This is a genomic window from Pantoea piersonii (assembly GCF_003612015.1).
GTDB classification, from domain to species: Bacteria; Pseudomonadota; Gammaproteobacteria; order Enterobacterales; family Enterobacteriaceae; genus Pantoea; species Pantoea piersonii.
In genome coordinates this window covers 278,286-294,435 of record NZ_RARB01000001.1, presented here as the reverse complement: position 1 = coordinate 294,435, position 16,150 = coordinate 278,286, and the positions used below count along the sequence as shown (strand labels likewise).

Below are 16,150 nucleotides of genomic sequence, written 5' to 3'. Positions count from 1 at the left end.
GTTAAGGGTAACATCCTGTTGAAAGCACCTCCCGCTGAGGTTGAATTTCTGTTTTGCGAAGGTGATCAACTTTTCGTCGCAGCGTTATCAGAAAGTTTGCCGCTGCCGCACTCTGGCTTTTAGATACACTCTGACTTTCCCCTTTTGACTTAAGGATGTTGCGGTGAGTGAGAACCTGAGCGAGCTGTACAGCAATCAACGAACCCTCTCTGGACGCGGAAGCATCAATAAGCTGGTGCCGCTGCTGAGCGCCGATCCACAGCCTACGCTGCTGTTCTGCGGCCGCTCTTTTCTTAACGGGCCGATCTATGCGCGACTGAAAAGCGATTTAAACGATCTTATTATTGGTTATGAAATCGTGGCGCATGAAGCGTCACCGGCTGAGATTGATGCCTGGGTCACACGCTGGCGCGGCCATGTGGACCGCGTGGTGGCAATAGGCGGCGGCAGCGTCATCGATGGCGCCAAAGCCTTCAGCGCCATGATGCAGCATCCGTTGCCCACCGCGCGCTATCTGGAAAAGGTCGGTGATACGCCAGTACAGGCGGCTACGCTGCCGCTGATCGCCGTGCCAACAACGGCTGGCACCGGCAGCGAGGCGACGCAGAACGCGGTAGTGACCGATCAACACGACATCAAGGTTAAGGCTTCGCTGCGCCATCCGGTATTTGTGCCGCAGGTAGCGATTCTCGATGCGGATCTGCTTAAAGGCGCGCCCGATAAGGTACTGGCGACCTGCGGCATCGACGCCTTCACCCATCTGTTTGAAGCCTGGCTCTCAGGCAAGGGCAATCTCTTTACCCGACAGCTGGCGCTGACCGGGCTGAGGCTCTTCGTTCAGGCCTGGCCGGCGCTGAACCGTGATGATGCGCAAGGCGATACGGCGCGCGAAGCGATGATGATGGCCTCCTGGCTCGGCGGCGTCAGCCTTAGCAGTGCGGGTCTGGGCGTTATCCACGGCATCGCGGGCGAGCTGGGCGCGATCAAGCCCTACCACCATGGCGAAGTTTGCGGTCGCCTGCTCTTCCCGTTCCTCGATCTGCTGGCGGAAAGCCGCGATCCACAACAGCAGCAGTTGATGCAGACGCTCCAGCAGGCACTCTTCGCCGAACCGGAAGCCCAGCCGGCGCGTTTCCTGAAAAACTGGCTGCAGCAGCAGGCCATTACCCCTTTCTGGCAGGAACCTCAGACGCTGAGCAATGAGGATGTCGAATGGATTCTGGCGCGCGCCAACAGCAAAAACTCGCTGGTGAATTACAGCCAGCAGGCGATGCGCGCGATGCTTATGCAGGGATGGGACGTGACCTCAGCATAGCGCTAACGGGCAGCTAAGCTGCCCTTTACGCGAATGGCGGTTCGCCCGCCAGCATCTTCTCGATGACCTGCAATACGCCCGCGTCACTGTTGGCGGGCGCGGTATAGCGCGCCGCCTCTTTTACCCGCTGCGGCGCGTTCGCCATGGCGAAACTAAAACCGGACTGTCTTAGCATTTCCAGATCGTTGCCCCCGTCGCCGAACGCCAGCACCTGCTGATGATCAATGCCCCAGCGCTGCGCCAGAATATTCAGGCCGTTGGCTTTGTGATGGCCGGGCACAATCAAATCCACCGAGCCGTGTCCGCTTGAGGTTGCCGCTGCCGCGCCCTCATGCAACCGCTGAATATCTGCCATCAGCGGCTCGACATAATCATCGGACAGGTTAAGCGCGAACTTAAACAGCCGATCGTGGCTGGTCTCATCCAGCGATTGTATTGCCTTCAGGCGATGGCAGTAGTGACGCATCTTCGCCAGCCACTGCTCATCAGCGCCTTCAAAGTAATAGGCGCTTTCGCGGCCGCACAGAATATAGCGCAGCCCTGGATAGTCGCCATTTTGCAGCGTATCGAGCAGCGCATAAACGTCCGGACGGGAAAACTCACCGCAAAACAGTTCCTCTTCGCCATCCAGAATCCAGGCGCCGTTCTCCGCCACAAAGGCGATTTCGCTGGCGATAGTCGGGAAGAAAGATTTCAGCTGGTAGTACTGATTGCCGCTGGCGACGACAAATTTAATGCCGCGCGCTTTCATCTCTTCGTAGCAGCGCATAAAGCGCTGGCGGTCGTACTGCTTTTGGTTATCAAGAAAGGTGCCGTCCATATCAACCGCCACCATTTTTACCGCTGTCATCTCGACTCCTTATCAGGCGAAAGGGAACAGTGTGGAAGCAAAGCATAGCCTGGGGAGCGTGAAAAAAAGAGGAACAGGCGCGTGCGCAGGCAGCCGGTTTTTATGAGGGAGAGGTGGAGAGAAACAAGAACGGGCGGCTTGCGCCGCCCTTGTTACAGGCTTAGTTGAATGCGTTGCCGATAATCAGCGAGGTGATAATGCCCGTGGCGGCGGCAATCAGCACATAGTTGCCGTCGACATAGGACCAGTACTCACCACGCGGCGGCTCCGGCAGGCGGCGCTCGCGCCAGTCATCAACCCGGTAGTGAGGACCGCGATATTCGTGCGGCATCGGATGGCCGCGACGGAAATCATGGCCGTTCCAGGCAAAGTGATCGCGGTCGCGATCTTCATGGCGATCGCCGCGTGGTCCGCCGGCAAAGCGATCGTGCTGCGGGCCGCGATCCGGGCCATGACCTTGCGGGCCACGTCCACGATCGTCGTGACGGTCGCCGTCGCGGCGGTCGCCGTCGTGCTGCTGCCATGGCTGTCCATGATGATCGCCCGGGCCGTCAGCCCAGGAAACCGTAGAAATCAGTGAGCTGCATGCAATAAAAGTCGCGATAACGCGTAATGTTGTTTTTTTCATCATAAACCTCCAGTAGCAACAGCGAGAATCGCGCCGTTGAGATGTACTATCGGCGATATGGGGCCAAACCTGCATCTCCAAAAGTCTTAAAAAACGGTAACTTACAGACTATTACTCCGTTTATCGCTTTCTTAACACTCGGCAGAAATTATGGAGACGAGTGGACCTGGAGACGAGGCATGTCACGCAAATAGCGCAGAGGCAAAATTCGCAGTGTGTTAACGCGTAAAATATACCTGAAAGCAGCGGGTTAAACAGAATGAAAAAGAAATGAAAAACCCGATCGAAACCGATCGGGGGAACAGACATTCCTGACTACCGAATACCGGCTAATCCTTGCCAAATCAAGGAAAAAACTAGAGCTCACAACACCACATCACTAGCGTTGAATGCTAATCTTATCACCCTTTATATTTCTGTCACGGATAATTAACTGAATTAGGATATTTCCTTTTGATTTAACAATCTTTGCGTAGTTATTTTTCAGCGAGAATTAGTGGAACAGCTAAATAATATCACCCTGCTTTGCGTCAATAGTGAAACAGGTCTGGGGTCTGACCAGGCAGGGAAATTAATTAATCTCTCCATTAATTCGCCTGCTAAATATTACGCTACTAAAACAGCAGGCCACACTGACGCCCTTCCGCGCGCCGCCTGGCTGTAGATGCCTAAACCGCAGGCGAAGAAAACCGCGCTCGCAACGTCTTTTTCGCTTTCTTAACGTTTTATCTGGCTTAATCCGCAAAAAATGACGACGCCGGTAATAATAAATTGCGCAACGGTTATTAAGCAGGCGCTACACAGACGCACTTTGCATCACTATATAAAGCGTGTCAGCCTAAATATTGCGGCAGCTCGTCAATCTCCAGCGCGCTAAAATAGTATCCCTGTAGCCCGTAAAGCGGTATATGTTCCAGCGCTGCTAAATCCGCTTTATTCTCTACGCCCTCCACAATTATCTGCGGACAATAGCGCTGAATAATGGTCATTAATACCGGGAAAATGGATTTATCCTTTTGCTCCCAGAAAAAGCGCTTGTCAATTTTCACCGCGTCAAACAGGCCGGTATAGAGCGCTTCCAGGTTGGAAAAACCGGTGCCGAGATCGTCAAGAAAGAAACAGAGGCCGCGTGCCTTAAGCTGCTGCAGCGTTGCGCGCACGTCATGCTCTTGCAGAAAGTCGATATTCTCGGACACTTCCAGCCGAAGCACGCTGGCGATGCTGAGCAGCCATCCCAGCCGCGCCTCCTCCTCCAGCATGCCCACCATATCGCTGTCGATGTTAATACTGATAAATAAGCCACGCTGCTCAAGCAGCGCCACGATCGGCGACAGCGCAGCCAGCTGCTCATACAGCAGTTTGCGCTTCTCGCTGTGCGGCATATTTTCAATCACCATAAAGGGATTACGTGGTTTACCCGCCTCCGAGGTATAGCGCGTCAGGAGTTCAAAACCGATACAGACGCCGCTCTGCGACATCACCGGTTCAAGGATAAATTTTTTACTCAGCGTGGAGGCCAGGGAGTGTGTAGTCATAAACACCTCGGGCAAAGCCCAAACGGCAGCGATCGATTACCTGAAACCTGTCAGAGTTTCTTGCGGCAACCAGTGCTACCCAATTGATCATCTGTTTTTGCACTCCCTGTTGCAGGGTTTATTGCGTCCTCGCGAAATAAACGCGCGCATTTCACCATGTTTTCGGGTTTTGGCAATCTTTTTCGACTGGTGGCGCTGAAGGCGCAAGGAAAATAGCGGAACTAAAAACAGAAAGCGATTTGTATTAAGAGTAGCGAAAGATAGCGCAGTGGGAAGGTAAATTAACCGCGCGTTTTGTCAACGCGCGGCCAGCTGCTCAGGGATAGCTTAAGGTAACGGGCGCGTCCGGCAGTCGGGTAAAGTGGGTCACGATATAGTGAAAATCAGCCGTGGGATCGAGCTGCGTAAAACGCTGCGGATAGAGATCTTTAGCCAGAATTTCCATGCCAATAATGTTGTAAGGATGGTTATAGAAGTGGTGATAAACGCCATAAACCCGACCGTTCTGCACCGGCGCGATCTGCTTCAGCCCGGTGCGGTTCAGCAGGCCACTGAAGGTCGCCGAGACCTGCTGCGCTGTGGTGTGATAACCAAACGGCAGCACCCCTGGATTAGGGCGCTTTGAGCCGGTCATAATATAGACGTCCGGCTTCATTGCGATAATCTTCTCCAGCGATACAAAGCCCGCGTTGCCCGGCAGCAGCGCAGAGCCGATATTTTTACCGCCCACCGCCTCTACCAGTCCGCCCCAGCCGTTGTGGCCGTGAGTGAAGCAGCAGTTATCGCTGTTGCCGGCGATCGGTTCGATAAAGACCGTCGGCTTCTGCGGTACCGGTTTGATAGTGGCATCAAGCTGCTGCAAACGCTGCTGATAGAAGGCGGTATAGTCCCCCGCTTCTTTCTCGCGGTTCAGCACCTTGCCCAGCAGCGCCACGCTGCGCACGGTGTTCTCTTTCGGGTGCAGTTCATAATCGATAAACAGCACCGGAATATTGAGTCCCTTCAGCGTATCCAGCACGCCTGACTGCTGCAGCGCCGATTTCGCGCGCAGCTGGGCGATCATCAGATCCGGTTTCTGCGCCAGCACGCTTTCGAGATTAACCTGCCCCTGATCGTTGAACCCCATATCGACGATGTGGGTCGCCTGCGGCCAGCGCTGCTTCAGCAGATCCCAAGTCTGGGTATCCTGCTTTTTCGGCAGGTTATTCCACGCTACGACGCGCTTAAAGGGATCGTCGCGGTCCAGCAGCGCCAGCGCCAGCACGTCGCGGCCATCCTGCAGGATGACATGCTGCGGCTCATGGTCGAGCCGGATGGCGTTGCCGTCCAGATCGGTTATCTGCAACGGATAAGTGGTTGCGCCGCATGCCGCCGACGTCAGCAGCCCGGCCAGCAGAAGTCCCTTGTTCATCGCTTACTACCTCAGTAACTAATAATTATTCTCAATAAAGTTAGCATGTTGCCGGACGGGAAAGCTATAGCAGCCGCGAAACGGCCCGCGTGTCGCGGGCGCGGCCTTCTTAGCTGAACAGGGAGTAGAAGATAGCGGAGATCGCTACCAGCCCTATTAGCACGACGAAAAGATTACTGAGATGTCCGCTGTATTTGCGCATCGCGGGAACCGTGCGAATGGCGTACATCGGCATCAGAAACAGAATGATTGCGATAACCGGACCGCCCAGGGTCTCAATCATATCGAGAATGCTTGGGTTCCAGCTCGCCACCAGCCAGGTGCTGAGCAGCATAAACAGCGCCGTCGCACGGTTCAGTTTCGCAGGGGCCAGGGTCTTGCCGCGGCTGTGCAGCATTTTATTGACCAGCCCGTTAAAACCTTCACGCGCGCCAAGGTAGTGGCCGAGGAAAGATTTCGTAATGGCGACGATGGCGATCACGGGTCCGAGCCAGGCGATAACCGGTACGTTAAAGTGATTGGCGAGATAGGAGAGAATAGAGATGTTCTGCGCCTTCGCCGCGGCGAGATCTTCAGGCGACAGGCTAAGCACGCAGCTAAAGACAAAAAACATCACCGTCGCCACCATCAGCAGGTGTGAGCAGGCAAGAATGCGTGAGCACTTGCGTTCCGCGCCTTCGCCATACTCCGCGCGTTTCGCCACGGCGAAAGAGGAGATAATCGGCGAGTGGTTAAAGGAGAATACCATCACCGGGATCGCCAGCCACAGCGTCATCCCTGTGCCTTTGCCGCCGCCATCATGGTGCAGTGACAGCGTCTGCAGCGCTGCGCTGTGCCAGTGCGGGATCAGATAAACCGCCAGCAGCATCAGCACCGCGACAAAGGGAAAAACCAGAATACTCATCGCCTTGACGATCATCTGCTCGCCGAAGCGCACAACCGTCATCAGACCGATGATCAAGATCAGCGACAGCAGCACGCGCGGCGGCGAGACCAGCCCCAGCTGGTGTTCGATAAAGCTCTCGACCGTATTGGTGATCGCCACGCTGTACATCAGCAGAATAGGGAAAATGGCGAAAAAGTAGAGCAGCGTAATGATCTTGCCCGCGCCAGCGCCGAAGTGCTCTTCCACTACGTCGGTAATGTCTCCCCCCGCGTTTTTGCCGGAAAGCACAAAACGGGTGAGCGCGCGGTGGGAATAGAAGGTCAGAGGAAACGCAAGAATCGCCATAATGATCAGCGGCAGCAGTCCGCCGACGCCCGCATTGATTGGCAAAAAGAGTACGCCTGCGCCGATAGCGGTGCCGTAGAGCCCCAGCATCCAGGTGGTATCGGATTTGCGCCAGCCGCGTTCTGCTGGCGTCTCTGCGGCGGCCGTAAGGGTGCCGGTTTGCGTGGTTTTCATCTGCCTGTCCTGTCTTTATAACGTCAATGCCATCGACGGTGAGTTTGCATCGATGGCCACATTGTTACGCCGCCCTGCTCCGCGGCAGCGCAGTCAGAAGACGCAACAAAAAAATTCGTTTATCCACAGCAGGAGTAAACGATTGCGCAGGATTTTTACACACCTTAACGACAGGCTTCAACAGCCGTGCGTTGATCGTGCATATTCCAGGCAAATAGCCGTTATCACGACGGCGCTGTGCCTTCGTCCAGGCCAGGCTGGCGGGGAGATTGATATTTTTAAACGAAACCACAGATTGGCATTACAAAGCACGTCGGGCGTTCTATAGTTCATCCGCAACACTTAACCTGAGGTTTATGCATGCGTGTTAAAGGATTAAATATCGGTTTCTTCATCGTGATTCTGGCAATGGTCACCATTGCGTTTTTCGATGTGCTGGCACCCTACTTTTCGCCCATTCTCTGGGCCGCTATTCTGGCAGTGATTTTCGCCCCGCTGAAGGTCTGGCTGCGGCATAAGATGGGCGATCGGAACGGTCTGGCGTCGTTGATTACGCTGCTGATTATCTGTCTGATCGTGTTTACGCCGCTGGCGATTATCGCCTCTTCACTGGTGGTGGAAATCAACGCCGTTTATCTCAAGCTGCAGACCAATTCGGCGCAGTTCCCGGCGGTATTCGCCGATCTGCTGCAGCATCTGCCCGGCTGGCTTCGTAACTTCCTTTCTGAGCATCAGTTGAATAATGCGACGCAGATCCAGCAGAAGCTGTCGACCTTCGCGCTGAAAGGCGGCCAGTATATGGCGGGCAGCGTCTTCCTGATCGGCAAGGGCACGTTTACCTTTACCGTCGGCTTCGGCGTCATGCTCTATTTGCTCTTTTTCCTGTTAAAAGATGGCTCCTATCTGGTGCATTTAATTCTGGAGGCGCTGCCGCTCTCTACTTACGTAAAGCATCATCTCTTTATGAAGTTTGTCGCCGTCTCACGCGCCACGGTGAAAGGCACAGTGGTGGTGGCGCTGGTTCAGGGGGTGCTCGGCGGGCTGGCGTTCTGGTTTGTAGATATCGACGGCAGCCTGCTGTGGGGCGCGCTGATGGCGTTCCTGTCGCTGATCCCTGCCGTGGGCTCGGCGATTATCTGGGTGCCGGCCGCGATATTCTTCTTCGCCACTGGCGCGCTGTGGAAAGGCCTGTTTATCGTCGGCTTCTTCGTAGTGATCGTTGGGCTGGTGGATAATATTCTGCGTCCGCTGCTGGTAGGCAAAGATACCAAAATGCCTGATTACCTGATCCTGATTGCTACCCTGGGCGGCATGGAGATTTACGGCATTAACGGCTTTGTGATTGGTCCGCTAATCGCCGCGCTGTTTATCGCCTGCTGGAACCTGCTGTCAGGCAAGGATAACCGCGACAACGCCGAAGAGATTGACGAAGAGTTTATCGAAGAAGGGAAAAAGCAGTCGGACGAGGCGGCCATCAATCAATAAAGCAGGCCGCGAATAGCGCTTACAGACGACGGCCAATGTCTGCAAGCGGGAGAGATGGCCCGGGGAGCAAAGCGTCCCGCGACAAGGATGTCGCGGGCCGAGCTGGCAGGGATGCCGCTTTTGCGTCTTTGCGATCGGGCTATCTCTCCCGCGCTGGCACCTTGCCAGCGCACTTAGTGCCGTTTATCTTGCCCTGTTTTAGTGAACCGCGTCTGTCTTACCATGCCAGTAGTTGTAAAGGCGCAGCGCCGCAGGCTGAATCGCGTCGGTGCTCTGCAAATAGGCGATTTCATCCATGCCGTCGAGCTTCTCCACCTCGTCGATATCGCCATGCAGCGCAATCGCCTGCAGCGACGGCTGCAGCTCAGCAGGCAGCTCAGGCCACTCAGCCAACGCTACCCCTGTCATGTAGCCGAAACACCACTCTTCCACCACCAGCAGTTCGCGACCATCCATTTCACGGTAGCCGAACAGCGGTTCGAACTGTTCCGGGTAGAGGCTCAGACGCTCGGCGATATCGTTCATCATTCGCGCTGCCAGGGTGTTGAAACGCAGCTCATCCGCAGGATCGTCCCAGTCCGGCGTAGTTTCGCCCCAGATAACCGGCTTCATCGCATCCAGCGCCAGCGGCGACGGGCTGGAGAGCGCGGCGGTGAAAAGGCCGTCCAGCTCGCTGATGTCAATCAAGCCATCTTCGCTGTCATGCTCCATCAACACGTCTTCCATCCACTCGATCTCGTCTGCATTCAGTGGGCCTGTAGCCATGGTAATTCCTCTTGTGGTGTATCGAAGATGTGGGTGGTTCGCGCTGTCAGTCTGACCCACGGTAAAGTTGGATGAGAGACCTGAGTCTCAGCAGGGAATAAGTCTAACTGCGGGTAGTGTGCCTGAGAGGAGACGCGAAGCCAACTGAAGAGTCCAGCGGTAAGGCGCTCGGCTAGCGATAAAAGCGCCGTCTGTTTTCTCAGGCGCGCCTCGGTATGAAGCTGGTCACCAATTTGATCGCAGAAAAAGCCCTCTTCAGGCACCTTTAGCCACCGCTTTTCGCGGTTACAGCCGGTTGCTGTCGGGAATGGAGGCATTTGCGCCAGCCATTAATGCGCCGCACACATTAATGTCCTGAAGCCCTTACTCTACCGTCATGCATCGCCGTTGCAGGCATTTTTACGGCTCTTTCCCGTTTCCATTGCGTGCGCATTAGACCAGGGCTCGCTCAGCGATGCTGAGTGCGGCTATCCCGTGACTTTGATCCCCTCCGCGGGCTCCCAGAGATTCCACATCTGCCAGAAAACATCGGCAACGGCTTCTTTAAGATTTTCCGGACGAAACTGAACGCCGCTGCAGGCGGAGCCGAGCTTTGCCTCGATCCGCGCATCACTCTCGTGGGTGCCGAGGCTCATCGCGAAAAAATCACAGTTCATGCTTAGCCAGATAATTCTGCCGCAGGTACAGGAAGAGGGATTATGAAGCGTAACGCTTGCTGTTGAGGTGTCGGTGCTGTTCATAGTATGACCTTTAAAAAATGGCGCGGCGCAGGCCGGTGATTAACCGGCCTGGCAGCAGGAGGCAACTAAGCCTGGTGCGACCTTCAGGAAGCAAAGCGTCGTTAAGCGGCGCCAGCCAGCTTAATCTCCTTTAGCATGCTAAACGCCATTTGCATGTGATCCTCACTGACGACAAACGCCCGCAGCTCGCCGCTCTCGTCATAGCCTTTAGCGATAATGCCGGTCGGTGAAAAAGTCATTTGCCACTGGTAGGTGGGATTGGCCGGATCGCCCGCCAGATGGAGCGGCATAGCGGGCGTTTTAACCTTGATTAGCATGGCGGGCAGCGTCAGTTTCGCGGAGCGGCCGGTCAGGTTCTTGCCCAGCGTCATCGCCGCCAGCATGGCGGGCTGAAGGTAGGGCATCAGCCTTCCCTGGATTTCCGCGCAGTCGCCCAGCGCGTAGATATCAGGCGCGGAGGTGGCGAGCGTGTCGTCAACCACAATGCCGCGGCGCACCTCGATGCCCGCCTCCTGCGCCAGAGCGAGATCGGGACGCAGGCCGATAGCGCACACAGCGGCATCGAAGCGCCCGCTCTCGCCGTTGCTGAAGCGGACCTCCAGCCCGTCTCGATCGCGAACCAGCCCGCTGATTTCCGTCTGGAAACGAAACTGAACGCCGCTGCGCACTAAACGATTCTGCAAACGACCGCCGATCTCAGGCGGCAGCAGCGCGGAAAGCAGCGTTGCGCTGCGGTCGACGACCGTGACCTGTTTACCGGCGCGATTAAGGTCCATTGCAAGCTCTGTTCCGATCAGCCCGCCGCCGATCATCAGCACTCGCTTCGCGTTGATCAAACTGGCTTCGCATTTCCGGTAAGCCTGCTGACTGTTCAGGGTATAAACCAGATCGCTGCCCTGCACGGCGGGAACGATGGCGCTGGCGCCGGTGGCGAGAACAAGCTTGCCATAGGAGAGATCGCCCGCGCTGGTCTGAACGCAATGCGCCGCTCGATCGATCCCCCTGACAAAAGTAAAAGGATGCAGCATGATGTTCTGGCTTTCCGCCCATTCCGCCGCCGTCTGACGGGTTAAGTCGTCCGCGCGATGGCCCATGCTGAACACATGACTGAGCTCAGGCTTATTATATTCATTGCAGCTGTCAGCGGCGATAATACGAACCGGCACCGCTTTATCCTGCTGACGGATAAATTTAACCAGCTGCCGGGCAGCGAAGCCTGAACCGATAATGACAATATCTGCTGGCACTGGCTTAACCCTCATATGGCTCGAATACGGATTTACCCAGCGCACAGCCGGGACACAGGAAATCCTCCGGCACCGCTTCCCACGCGGTGCCGGGCGCAACCGCCTGAGCGGGTTCACCCTCAGACGGGTCGTAAACCCACTGGCATACCGTACAAATCATTTTCTGACCGCCCGCTTTGTCCGCTTGCGTCATACCGTATCCATCGCTGCTTTCAGGCGTCGCGGCGGCAATAACTGCCGCGGCGCTGTCAACGGAAGGCGCTGCCGAAGGGATGGGAGAAAGCGCCCATTCGCGGGCGATGTTGCGACCATGTTCACGACACGCTTCCAGCGCCGAGAGATCGGGGCGCCATTTGGTTTTCAGGGCGATAGTCATATCGAAACCGGCATCCTGCAGGCGGGTCGCCACGCGATCGACGGCGCCGCCCGTCCAGCCATAGGAGCCAAACGCGGAGGCGCGTTTATTACGGAATTTCAGGCCGGTGATCTCCTCCAGCATGCCCGCCACCTTTGGCATCATCACATTGTTCATGGTAGAGGAGCCGACCAGAATGCCTTTTGAGCGGAAGCAGGAGGTGATGATCTCGTTTTTGTCGTGGGCGGAGACGTTGTAAACCTTAACGGCAACGCGCGGATCCGTTTCCCGGATCCCCTGAGCGATGGCATCCGCCATCATGCGCGTATTGTTCGACATGGCGTCATAAAAGAGCGTGATGCGATCTTCCTGGTAATCGGCGGACCACTTCAGATAAAGCTCAACAATCTGCGCCGGGTTGTCGCGCCATACCACACCGTGGGAGGTGGCGATCATACTTAGCGGCAGATTGAAGCTCAGGATCTCGTTGATCTTCGCCGTCACCAGGCGCGCAAAGGGCGTAAGGATATTTGAGAAGTAGCGCTGACACTGGTCAAACAGCTCGTGCTGGTCGACTTCATCGTTAAACAGGTGCTCATCGCAGTAGTGCTGGCCAAAAGCGTCATTACTGAACAGCACGGCGTCCTGCGTCATATAGGTCATCATGCTGTCCGGCCAGTGCAGCATCGGCGTTTCAACAAAGATCAGTTTTTTGCCGTTGCCGATATCGAGCGAGTCGCCTGTTTTTACTACGTTGAAATTCCATTCGGGATGGTGATGATGGCCGTTAATCGAGTCTACGCCGTTGGCAGTGCAGTAAATCGGCGTGCCTGGGATCAACGCCAGCAGCTCGGCCAGCGCGCCTGCGTGGTCCTCCTCCGCATGGTTGATAATGATGGCGTCGATCGTTTTTAAATCGATCTCTTCGCTAAGATTTTTAACGAAATCGGTGCGGAAACGGAGATCGACGGTATCGATCAAGACATTCTTCTCTTCGCGGATAAGGTAGCTGTTATAGCTGGTGCCGCGCTGCATCTTGTACTCTTTGCCGTGAAAATGCTCAACTTCCCAGTCCCGTTTGCCGACCCAAAAAATATTGTTTTTTACATGAATGTTCATCAGATGCCCTTTTAGCTGAGGTGAATTTCCTTAACCCAGTGCATCTGTCATGCCAGTTTTTAAGTGTTTGATTTTAAAATCAATAATTTATAAGCATTGTTCAAACAACCCTATCAAATATTGTCTCAGTCACAATTAATTGTCTTAAAGACACTACTCAGCACATAAAAAAGCCCGCCGTAGCGGGCTTATCTCGATCAGGGCAGGTTGTGATGCTTCTTTAACTGATAATGCCGCCGCGAGTCAGCCAGTTACGGCGCTGTTCGGCCAGCTCTTTTTTCTCTGTACTGTGCCGGAAAACCGCAGCGCGCAGGCGCTGCTGCTGGGTAAAGCGCTCCTCGCGCGTGAGCCTGCTATCCTCGCTGAGTTCGCACAGCAGCACGTTCATCTCGCGAATAATATTATTCGCGATGGCGGTATCGACCGCTGTCATTACTTCATCCAGATGCGTCATGGTTTCACCCAATCCAGGTATTAAGCTGCTGTAACAGAAGCGAACCGGCAATCAGCAGCGACAAGGGAGTACAGGGAAGATCTAAGTCTACCCAGGCTTTGCGTCCGCCATATTCCGTTTCGAAACGAAGCCGATCTGGAGCGCGCTGGTAACAGGTTAAGTCTGGCCCTCGGCTGCCGCCGAACGCGGCCCAGCGCAGCGCATTCGCGGCGGTATTGATCTGTTGTGCGCTGAGCGCTTTTATCTTTACATGGTCGGACATTTCTGTGCTCCTTAACTTAATTCATTAAGCTAATCAGGCATATGTCGTGCCACTTCTTAACTAATTGATTTGCATCAAGGGAGAAGGCCCATACTGTATTTATAACAATAGTTAATATTGTTATTAAGACATCTATTGTACAGGTGACACTATGGCTCTCTCAGTTGAAACCCTGGCGGCGCTGGCTGTCGATATTCAGAACGGCGTACGTGAGCGTGACCGCTTTATGCGGATGATAAAAAGCATCCACCAGGCGTTAAGCTGTGACGCTACCGCCCTGTTACGCTATGAAAATCAGCAGTTCAGACCTCTGGCTACGGCCGGGCTTGCCCCTGATGTTATGGGCCGCCGGTTTAGCCTTGATGCGCATCCACGGCTGGAAGCGATCGCGCGCGCAGGCGATGTTGTGCGCTTTCCTGCGGATAACGATCTGCCCGATCCCTACGACGGTCTGATCCCCGAACAGGGCGAATTACATGTTCATGCGTGCGTCGGCATGCCGCTCTTTTCGGGGCAGACGCTGATCGGTGCCCTGACCCTGGACGGCATGGACGCGCATCAGTTTGATACTTACAGCGATGAGGAATTGCGCGTCCTTGCCAGCCTGACCGCTGGTGCCCTGAACAACGCCCTGCTGGTTGAGCAGTTAGAAAAGCCGCCCTCCTCCTTTATCCCGCAGCATATGCGGCCAGAAGGGAATGAGGAGATGCAGATTATTGGTGAGTCCGCGCCGCTCGCCCATCTGAAGAGAGAGATCGCCGTTGTCGCCCCCTCTGACCTGAGCGTATTGATCATGGGTGAGACAGGGACCGGCAAGGAACTTATTGCTCAGGCAATCCATCGCCTCTCCCATCGCGCCGCGCAGCCCCTGATTTACCTTAATTGCGCCGCGCTGCCGGAAAGCGTCGCAGAGAGCGAGCTGTTTGGCCACGTCAAAGGCGCTTTCACCGGCGCTATTCACGATCGGCCAGGTAAATTTGAACTGGCGGATAAAGGAACGTTGTTTCTGGATGAGATTGGAGAACTGCCGCTCTCGCTACAGGCTAAACTGCTGCGCGTACTTCAGTATGGCGATCTACAGCGCGTGGGAAAGGATAAAGCTCTGACCGTCAATGTCCGCATCATCGCGGCGACCAACATGGATATGCGCAAAGCAGTTACGGAGGGCAAATTCCGGGCTGACCTTTATCACCGTTTAAGCGTTTTTCCCCTGTTCGTGCCCTCGCTGCAGGAGCGGCGCGACGATATCGTGCTGCTTGCCGGCTATTTCTGTGAAAAGTGCCGGATAAAGTTTGGTTTGACCAGCATCGCCCTTAGCCCGACCACCAGCGCCATGCTTGAAGCAGCAAGCTGGCCCGGAAACGTGCGCGAGCTGGAGCACGCCATCTATCGTGCGGTCATCATCGCGCAGGCGGAGTCACGCAGCGGCGAAATCATTTTGCTGCCTCAGCACTTCAACCTGAAAGGCGAAACGCCCCTTCGTTCAGCGCCGACCGAAACCGCGCCGTCTCTGCCCTTAGCGAGCCTTAGCGAGGCAACCCGTCAGTTTCAATATAAGTACATTAAGCAGGTCTATGAAAGCACCGGGAGAGTCTGGGCCAGAACCGCGCGTCAGCTGGAACTCGATCCGGGAAACCTACATCGTCTGGCCCGCAAACTCGGACTGAAGTAAAGACGCCGTTCGCCGTCAGAACGAAGGATGGTCTCCTTTAACCGGGCTGGCAGCTTCAGGCAGCGAAGCGATGTGCAAGATGCGTTATGCGCAGACCGGGCTTTTGCCTGAGTAAAGCCGACCGCTATTCAGCGGTGCAAGTGCATCCCCACCAGCCGTCATGTATAAAGGTGATGAGCGTATTCCTGAATACAGAAGGCGGTGGAGGATATGGCTGTTGAACAGACATTCATTACGAGTGATGCGGAGCTGGAACGGATTTATGGCGCAGTCGCAAAACCCTCTTTAACCAAGGAGACTGACCATATTCATCCGGCCTACCGCCCTTTTATCGAAGCCTCGCCCTTTGTGGCGCTGGCAACCTCAGGGCCGGGTGGACTCGATGTGTCTCCAAGAGGCGATCCGGCGGGCTTTGTCGTCATTGAAGATGCGAAGACGCTGTTATTGCCCGACAGGCGAGGCAATAACCGCATAGACAGCCTGCGCAATATTCTTCACGATAACCGCGTTGCGCTTCTTTTTCTTATCCCAGGCATTGGCGAAACGCTGCGCGTGAACGGCACGGCGAAGATCACGACGGATCCAGAATTACTCCACAGGTTCGCCGTAAACCATCAACTGCCTAAAACGGTCTTGCGTATTGCGGTCGAAAGCGTTTTTTTTCAGTGTAGCCGCGCCATCATTCGCTCAAAGCTCTGGGATCCCGCCGTACAAATCAAGCGTGACCAGCTCCCCAGCCCAGGCTCTATTCTTCATCAGCTTTCCCGGTCTGAAATTAATGGCGATGCCTATGATCAGGCGCTGCCGGAACGATTAAAAAACACGCTTTACTGATATTACCTGTACCTCGACTACGGTCATAGCCAGGCTCATCAAAAGGCTACAGCGCCTGCAGCCGGTGAGCGAC

At 55.3% G+C, this 16,150-nt stretch carries 15 protein-coding genes; 4 read left to right on the top strand and 11 right to left on the bottom strand.

All coding sequences use genetic code 11. From position 1 onward, the window contains the following. Positions 1-163 precede the first annotated feature (163 nt). Positions 164-1,315: an iron-containing alcohol dehydrogenase gene (locus tag D7S44_RS01415; RefSeq protein WP_120451370.1), complete on the top strand. Its 1,152-nt coding sequence runs from the start codon at positions 164-166 to the stop codon at positions 1,313-1,315. A 25-nt stretch (positions 1,316-1,340) separates the two neighbouring features. Here D7S44_RS01415 and D7S44_RS01410 read toward each other — a convergent pair whose 3' ends face one another. The 5 genes from D7S44_RS01410 to D7S44_RS01390 form a co-directional block, all read right to left on the bottom strand. Beyond that, complete coding sequence (locus D7S44_RS01410; protein WP_120451368.1) at positions 1,341-2,165, bottom strand: Cof-type HAD-IIB family hydrolase; 825 nt, start codon at positions 2,163-2,165, stop codon at positions 1,341-1,343. 160 nt (positions 2,166-2,325) lie between these two features. Then, on the bottom strand, positions 2,326-2,793 hold the full coding sequence (locus D7S44_RS01405) for an RcnB family protein (RefSeq protein WP_120451366.1): 468 nt from the start codon (positions 2,791-2,793) through the stop codon (positions 2,326-2,328). A gap of 833 nt (positions 2,794-3,626) precedes the next feature. After that, positions 3,627-4,328: an EAL domain-containing protein gene (locus tag D7S44_RS01400; RefSeq protein WP_120451365.1), complete on the bottom strand. Its 702-nt coding sequence runs from the start codon at positions 4,326-4,328 to the stop codon at positions 3,627-3,629. Positions 4,329-4,644: 316 nt separating this feature from the next. Next, positions 4,645-5,739, bottom strand: a complete 1,095-nt coding sequence (locus tag D7S44_RS01395) for an ABC transporter substrate-binding protein (protein ID WP_120451364.1) — start codon at positions 5,737-5,739, stop codon at positions 4,645-4,647. A 109-nt stretch (positions 5,740-5,848) separates the two neighbouring features. After that, on the bottom strand, positions 5,849-7,144 hold the full coding sequence (locus D7S44_RS01390; protein WP_120451363.1) for an HAAAP family serine/threonine permease: 1,296 nt from the start codon (positions 7,142-7,144) through the stop codon (positions 5,849-5,851). Positions 7,145-7,504: 360 nt separating this feature from the next. Here D7S44_RS01390 and D7S44_RS01385 point away from each other — a divergent pair, with 360 nt between their 5' ends. Next, positions 7,505-8,629 (top strand): AI-2E family transporter, encoded by a 1,125-nt coding sequence (locus D7S44_RS01385; protein WP_120451362.1) that lies wholly within the window; start codon positions 7,505-7,507, stop codon positions 8,627-8,629. Positions 8,630-8,827: 198 nt separating this feature from the next. Here D7S44_RS01385 and D7S44_RS01380 read toward each other — a convergent pair whose 3' ends face one another. The 6 genes from D7S44_RS01380 to D7S44_RS01355 form a co-directional block, all read right to left on the bottom strand. Next, positions 8,828-9,394, bottom strand: a complete 567-nt coding sequence (locus D7S44_RS01380; protein WP_120451361.1) for a UPF0149 family protein — start codon at positions 9,392-9,394, stop codon at positions 8,828-8,830. Between the two features lie 467 nt (positions 9,395-9,861). Beyond that, positions 9,862-10,134 (bottom strand): hypothetical protein, encoded by a 273-nt coding sequence (locus D7S44_RS01375; protein WP_126690534.1) that lies wholly within the window; start codon positions 10,132-10,134, stop codon positions 9,862-9,864. Positions 10,135-10,235: 101 nt separating this feature from the next. Further along, a complete protein-coding gene (norW, locus tag D7S44_RS01370) occupies positions 10,236-11,381 on the bottom strand; it encodes an NADH:flavorubredoxin reductase NorW (RefSeq protein ID WP_120451359.1) in 1,146 nt (381 codons plus the stop codon). Positions 11,382-11,385: 4 nt separating this feature from the next. Then, positions 11,386-12,855 (bottom strand): anaerobic nitric oxide reductase flavorubredoxin, encoded by a 1,470-nt coding sequence (gene norV / locus D7S44_RS01365; RefSeq protein ID WP_120451358.1) that lies wholly within the window; start codon positions 12,853-12,855, stop codon positions 11,386-11,388. Positions 12,856-13,075: 220 nt separating this feature from the next. Beyond that, the gene (locus tag D7S44_RS01360) at positions 13,076-13,309 is read right to left on the bottom strand and encodes a DUF2526 family protein (protein WP_120451357.1); all 234 of its coding nucleotides are present in this window, start codon (positions 13,307-13,309) and stop codon (positions 13,076-13,078) included. A gap of 4 nt (positions 13,310-13,313) precedes the next feature. Continuing rightward, positions 13,314-13,571 carry a hypothetical protein gene (locus tag D7S44_RS01355; RefSeq protein WP_120451356.1) on the bottom strand — a complete coding sequence of 86 codons (258 nt, stop codon included), beginning with the start codon at positions 13,569-13,571 and terminating at the stop codon, positions 13,314-13,316. 151 nt (positions 13,572-13,722) lie between these two features. On the opposite strand from D7S44_RS01355, the gene norR reads away from it, so the two are divergent. Together norR and D7S44_RS01345 are read left to right on the top strand one after the other, a co-directional pair. Further along, positions 13,723-15,243, top strand: coding sequence for a nitric oxide reductase transcriptional regulator NorR (norR, locus tag D7S44_RS01350; protein ID WP_120451355.1), 1,521 nt, complete (start codon positions 13,723-13,725; stop codon positions 15,241-15,243). A gap of 210 nt (positions 15,244-15,453) precedes the next feature. Further along, positions 15,454-16,077 carry a pyridoxamine 5'-phosphate oxidase family protein gene (locus D7S44_RS01345; protein ID WP_120451354.1) on the top strand — a complete coding sequence of 208 codons (624 nt, stop codon included), beginning with the start codon at positions 15,454-15,456 and terminating at the stop codon, positions 16,075-16,077. Positions 16,078-16,150: the final 73 nt, after the last annotated feature.

Excerpts from the sequence above, each read along its gene's own strand:
- D7S44_RS01410 (WP_120451368.1), bottom strand. The coding sequence starts at position 2,165 with ATGACAGCGGTAAAAATGGTGGCGGTTGATATGGACGGCACCTTTCTT.
- D7S44_RS01405 (WP_120451366.1), bottom strand. The coding sequence starts at position 2,793 with ATGAAAAAAACAACATTACGCGTTATCGCGACTTTTATTGCATGCAGC.
- D7S44_RS01400 (WP_120451365.1), bottom strand. The coding sequence starts at position 4,328 with ATGACTACACACTCCCTGGCCTCCACGCTGAGTAAAAAATTTATCCTT.
- D7S44_RS01395 (WP_120451364.1), bottom strand. The coding sequence starts at position 5,739 with ATGAACAAGGGACTTCTGCTGGCCGGGCTGCTGACGTCGGCGGCATGC.
- D7S44_RS01390 (WP_120451363.1), bottom strand. The coding sequence starts at position 7,144 with ATGAAAACCACGCAAACCGGCACCCTTACGGCCGCCGCAGAGACGCCA.
- D7S44_RS01385 (WP_120451362.1), top strand. The coding sequence starts at position 7,505 with ATGCGTGTTAAAGGATTAAATATCGGTTTCTTCATCGTGATTCTGGCA.
- D7S44_RS01380 (WP_120451361.1), bottom strand. The coding sequence starts at position 9,394 with ATGGCTACAGGCCCACTGAATGCAGACGAGATCGAGTGGATGGAAGAC.
- D7S44_RS01375 (WP_126690534.1), bottom strand. The coding sequence starts at position 10,134 with ATGAACAGCACCGACACCTCAACAGCAAGCGTTACGCTTCATAATCCC.
- norV (WP_120451358.1), bottom strand. The coding sequence starts at position 12,855 with ATGAACATTCATGTAAAAAACAATATTTTTTGGGTCGGCAAACGGGAC.
- D7S44_RS01360 (WP_120451357.1), bottom strand. The coding sequence starts at position 13,309 with ATGACGCATCTGGATGAAGTAATGACAGCGGTCGATACCGCCATCGCG.
- D7S44_RS01355 (WP_120451356.1), bottom strand. The coding sequence starts at position 13,571 with ATGTCCGACCATGTAAAGATAAAAGCGCTCAGCGCACAACAGATCAAT.
- norR (WP_120451355.1), top strand. The coding sequence starts at position 13,723 with ATGGCTCTCTCAGTTGAAACCCTGGCGGCGCTGGCTGTCGATATTCAG.
- D7S44_RS01345 (WP_120451354.1), top strand. The coding sequence starts at position 15,454 with ATGGCTGTTGAACAGACATTCATTACGAGTGATGCGGAGCTGGAACGG.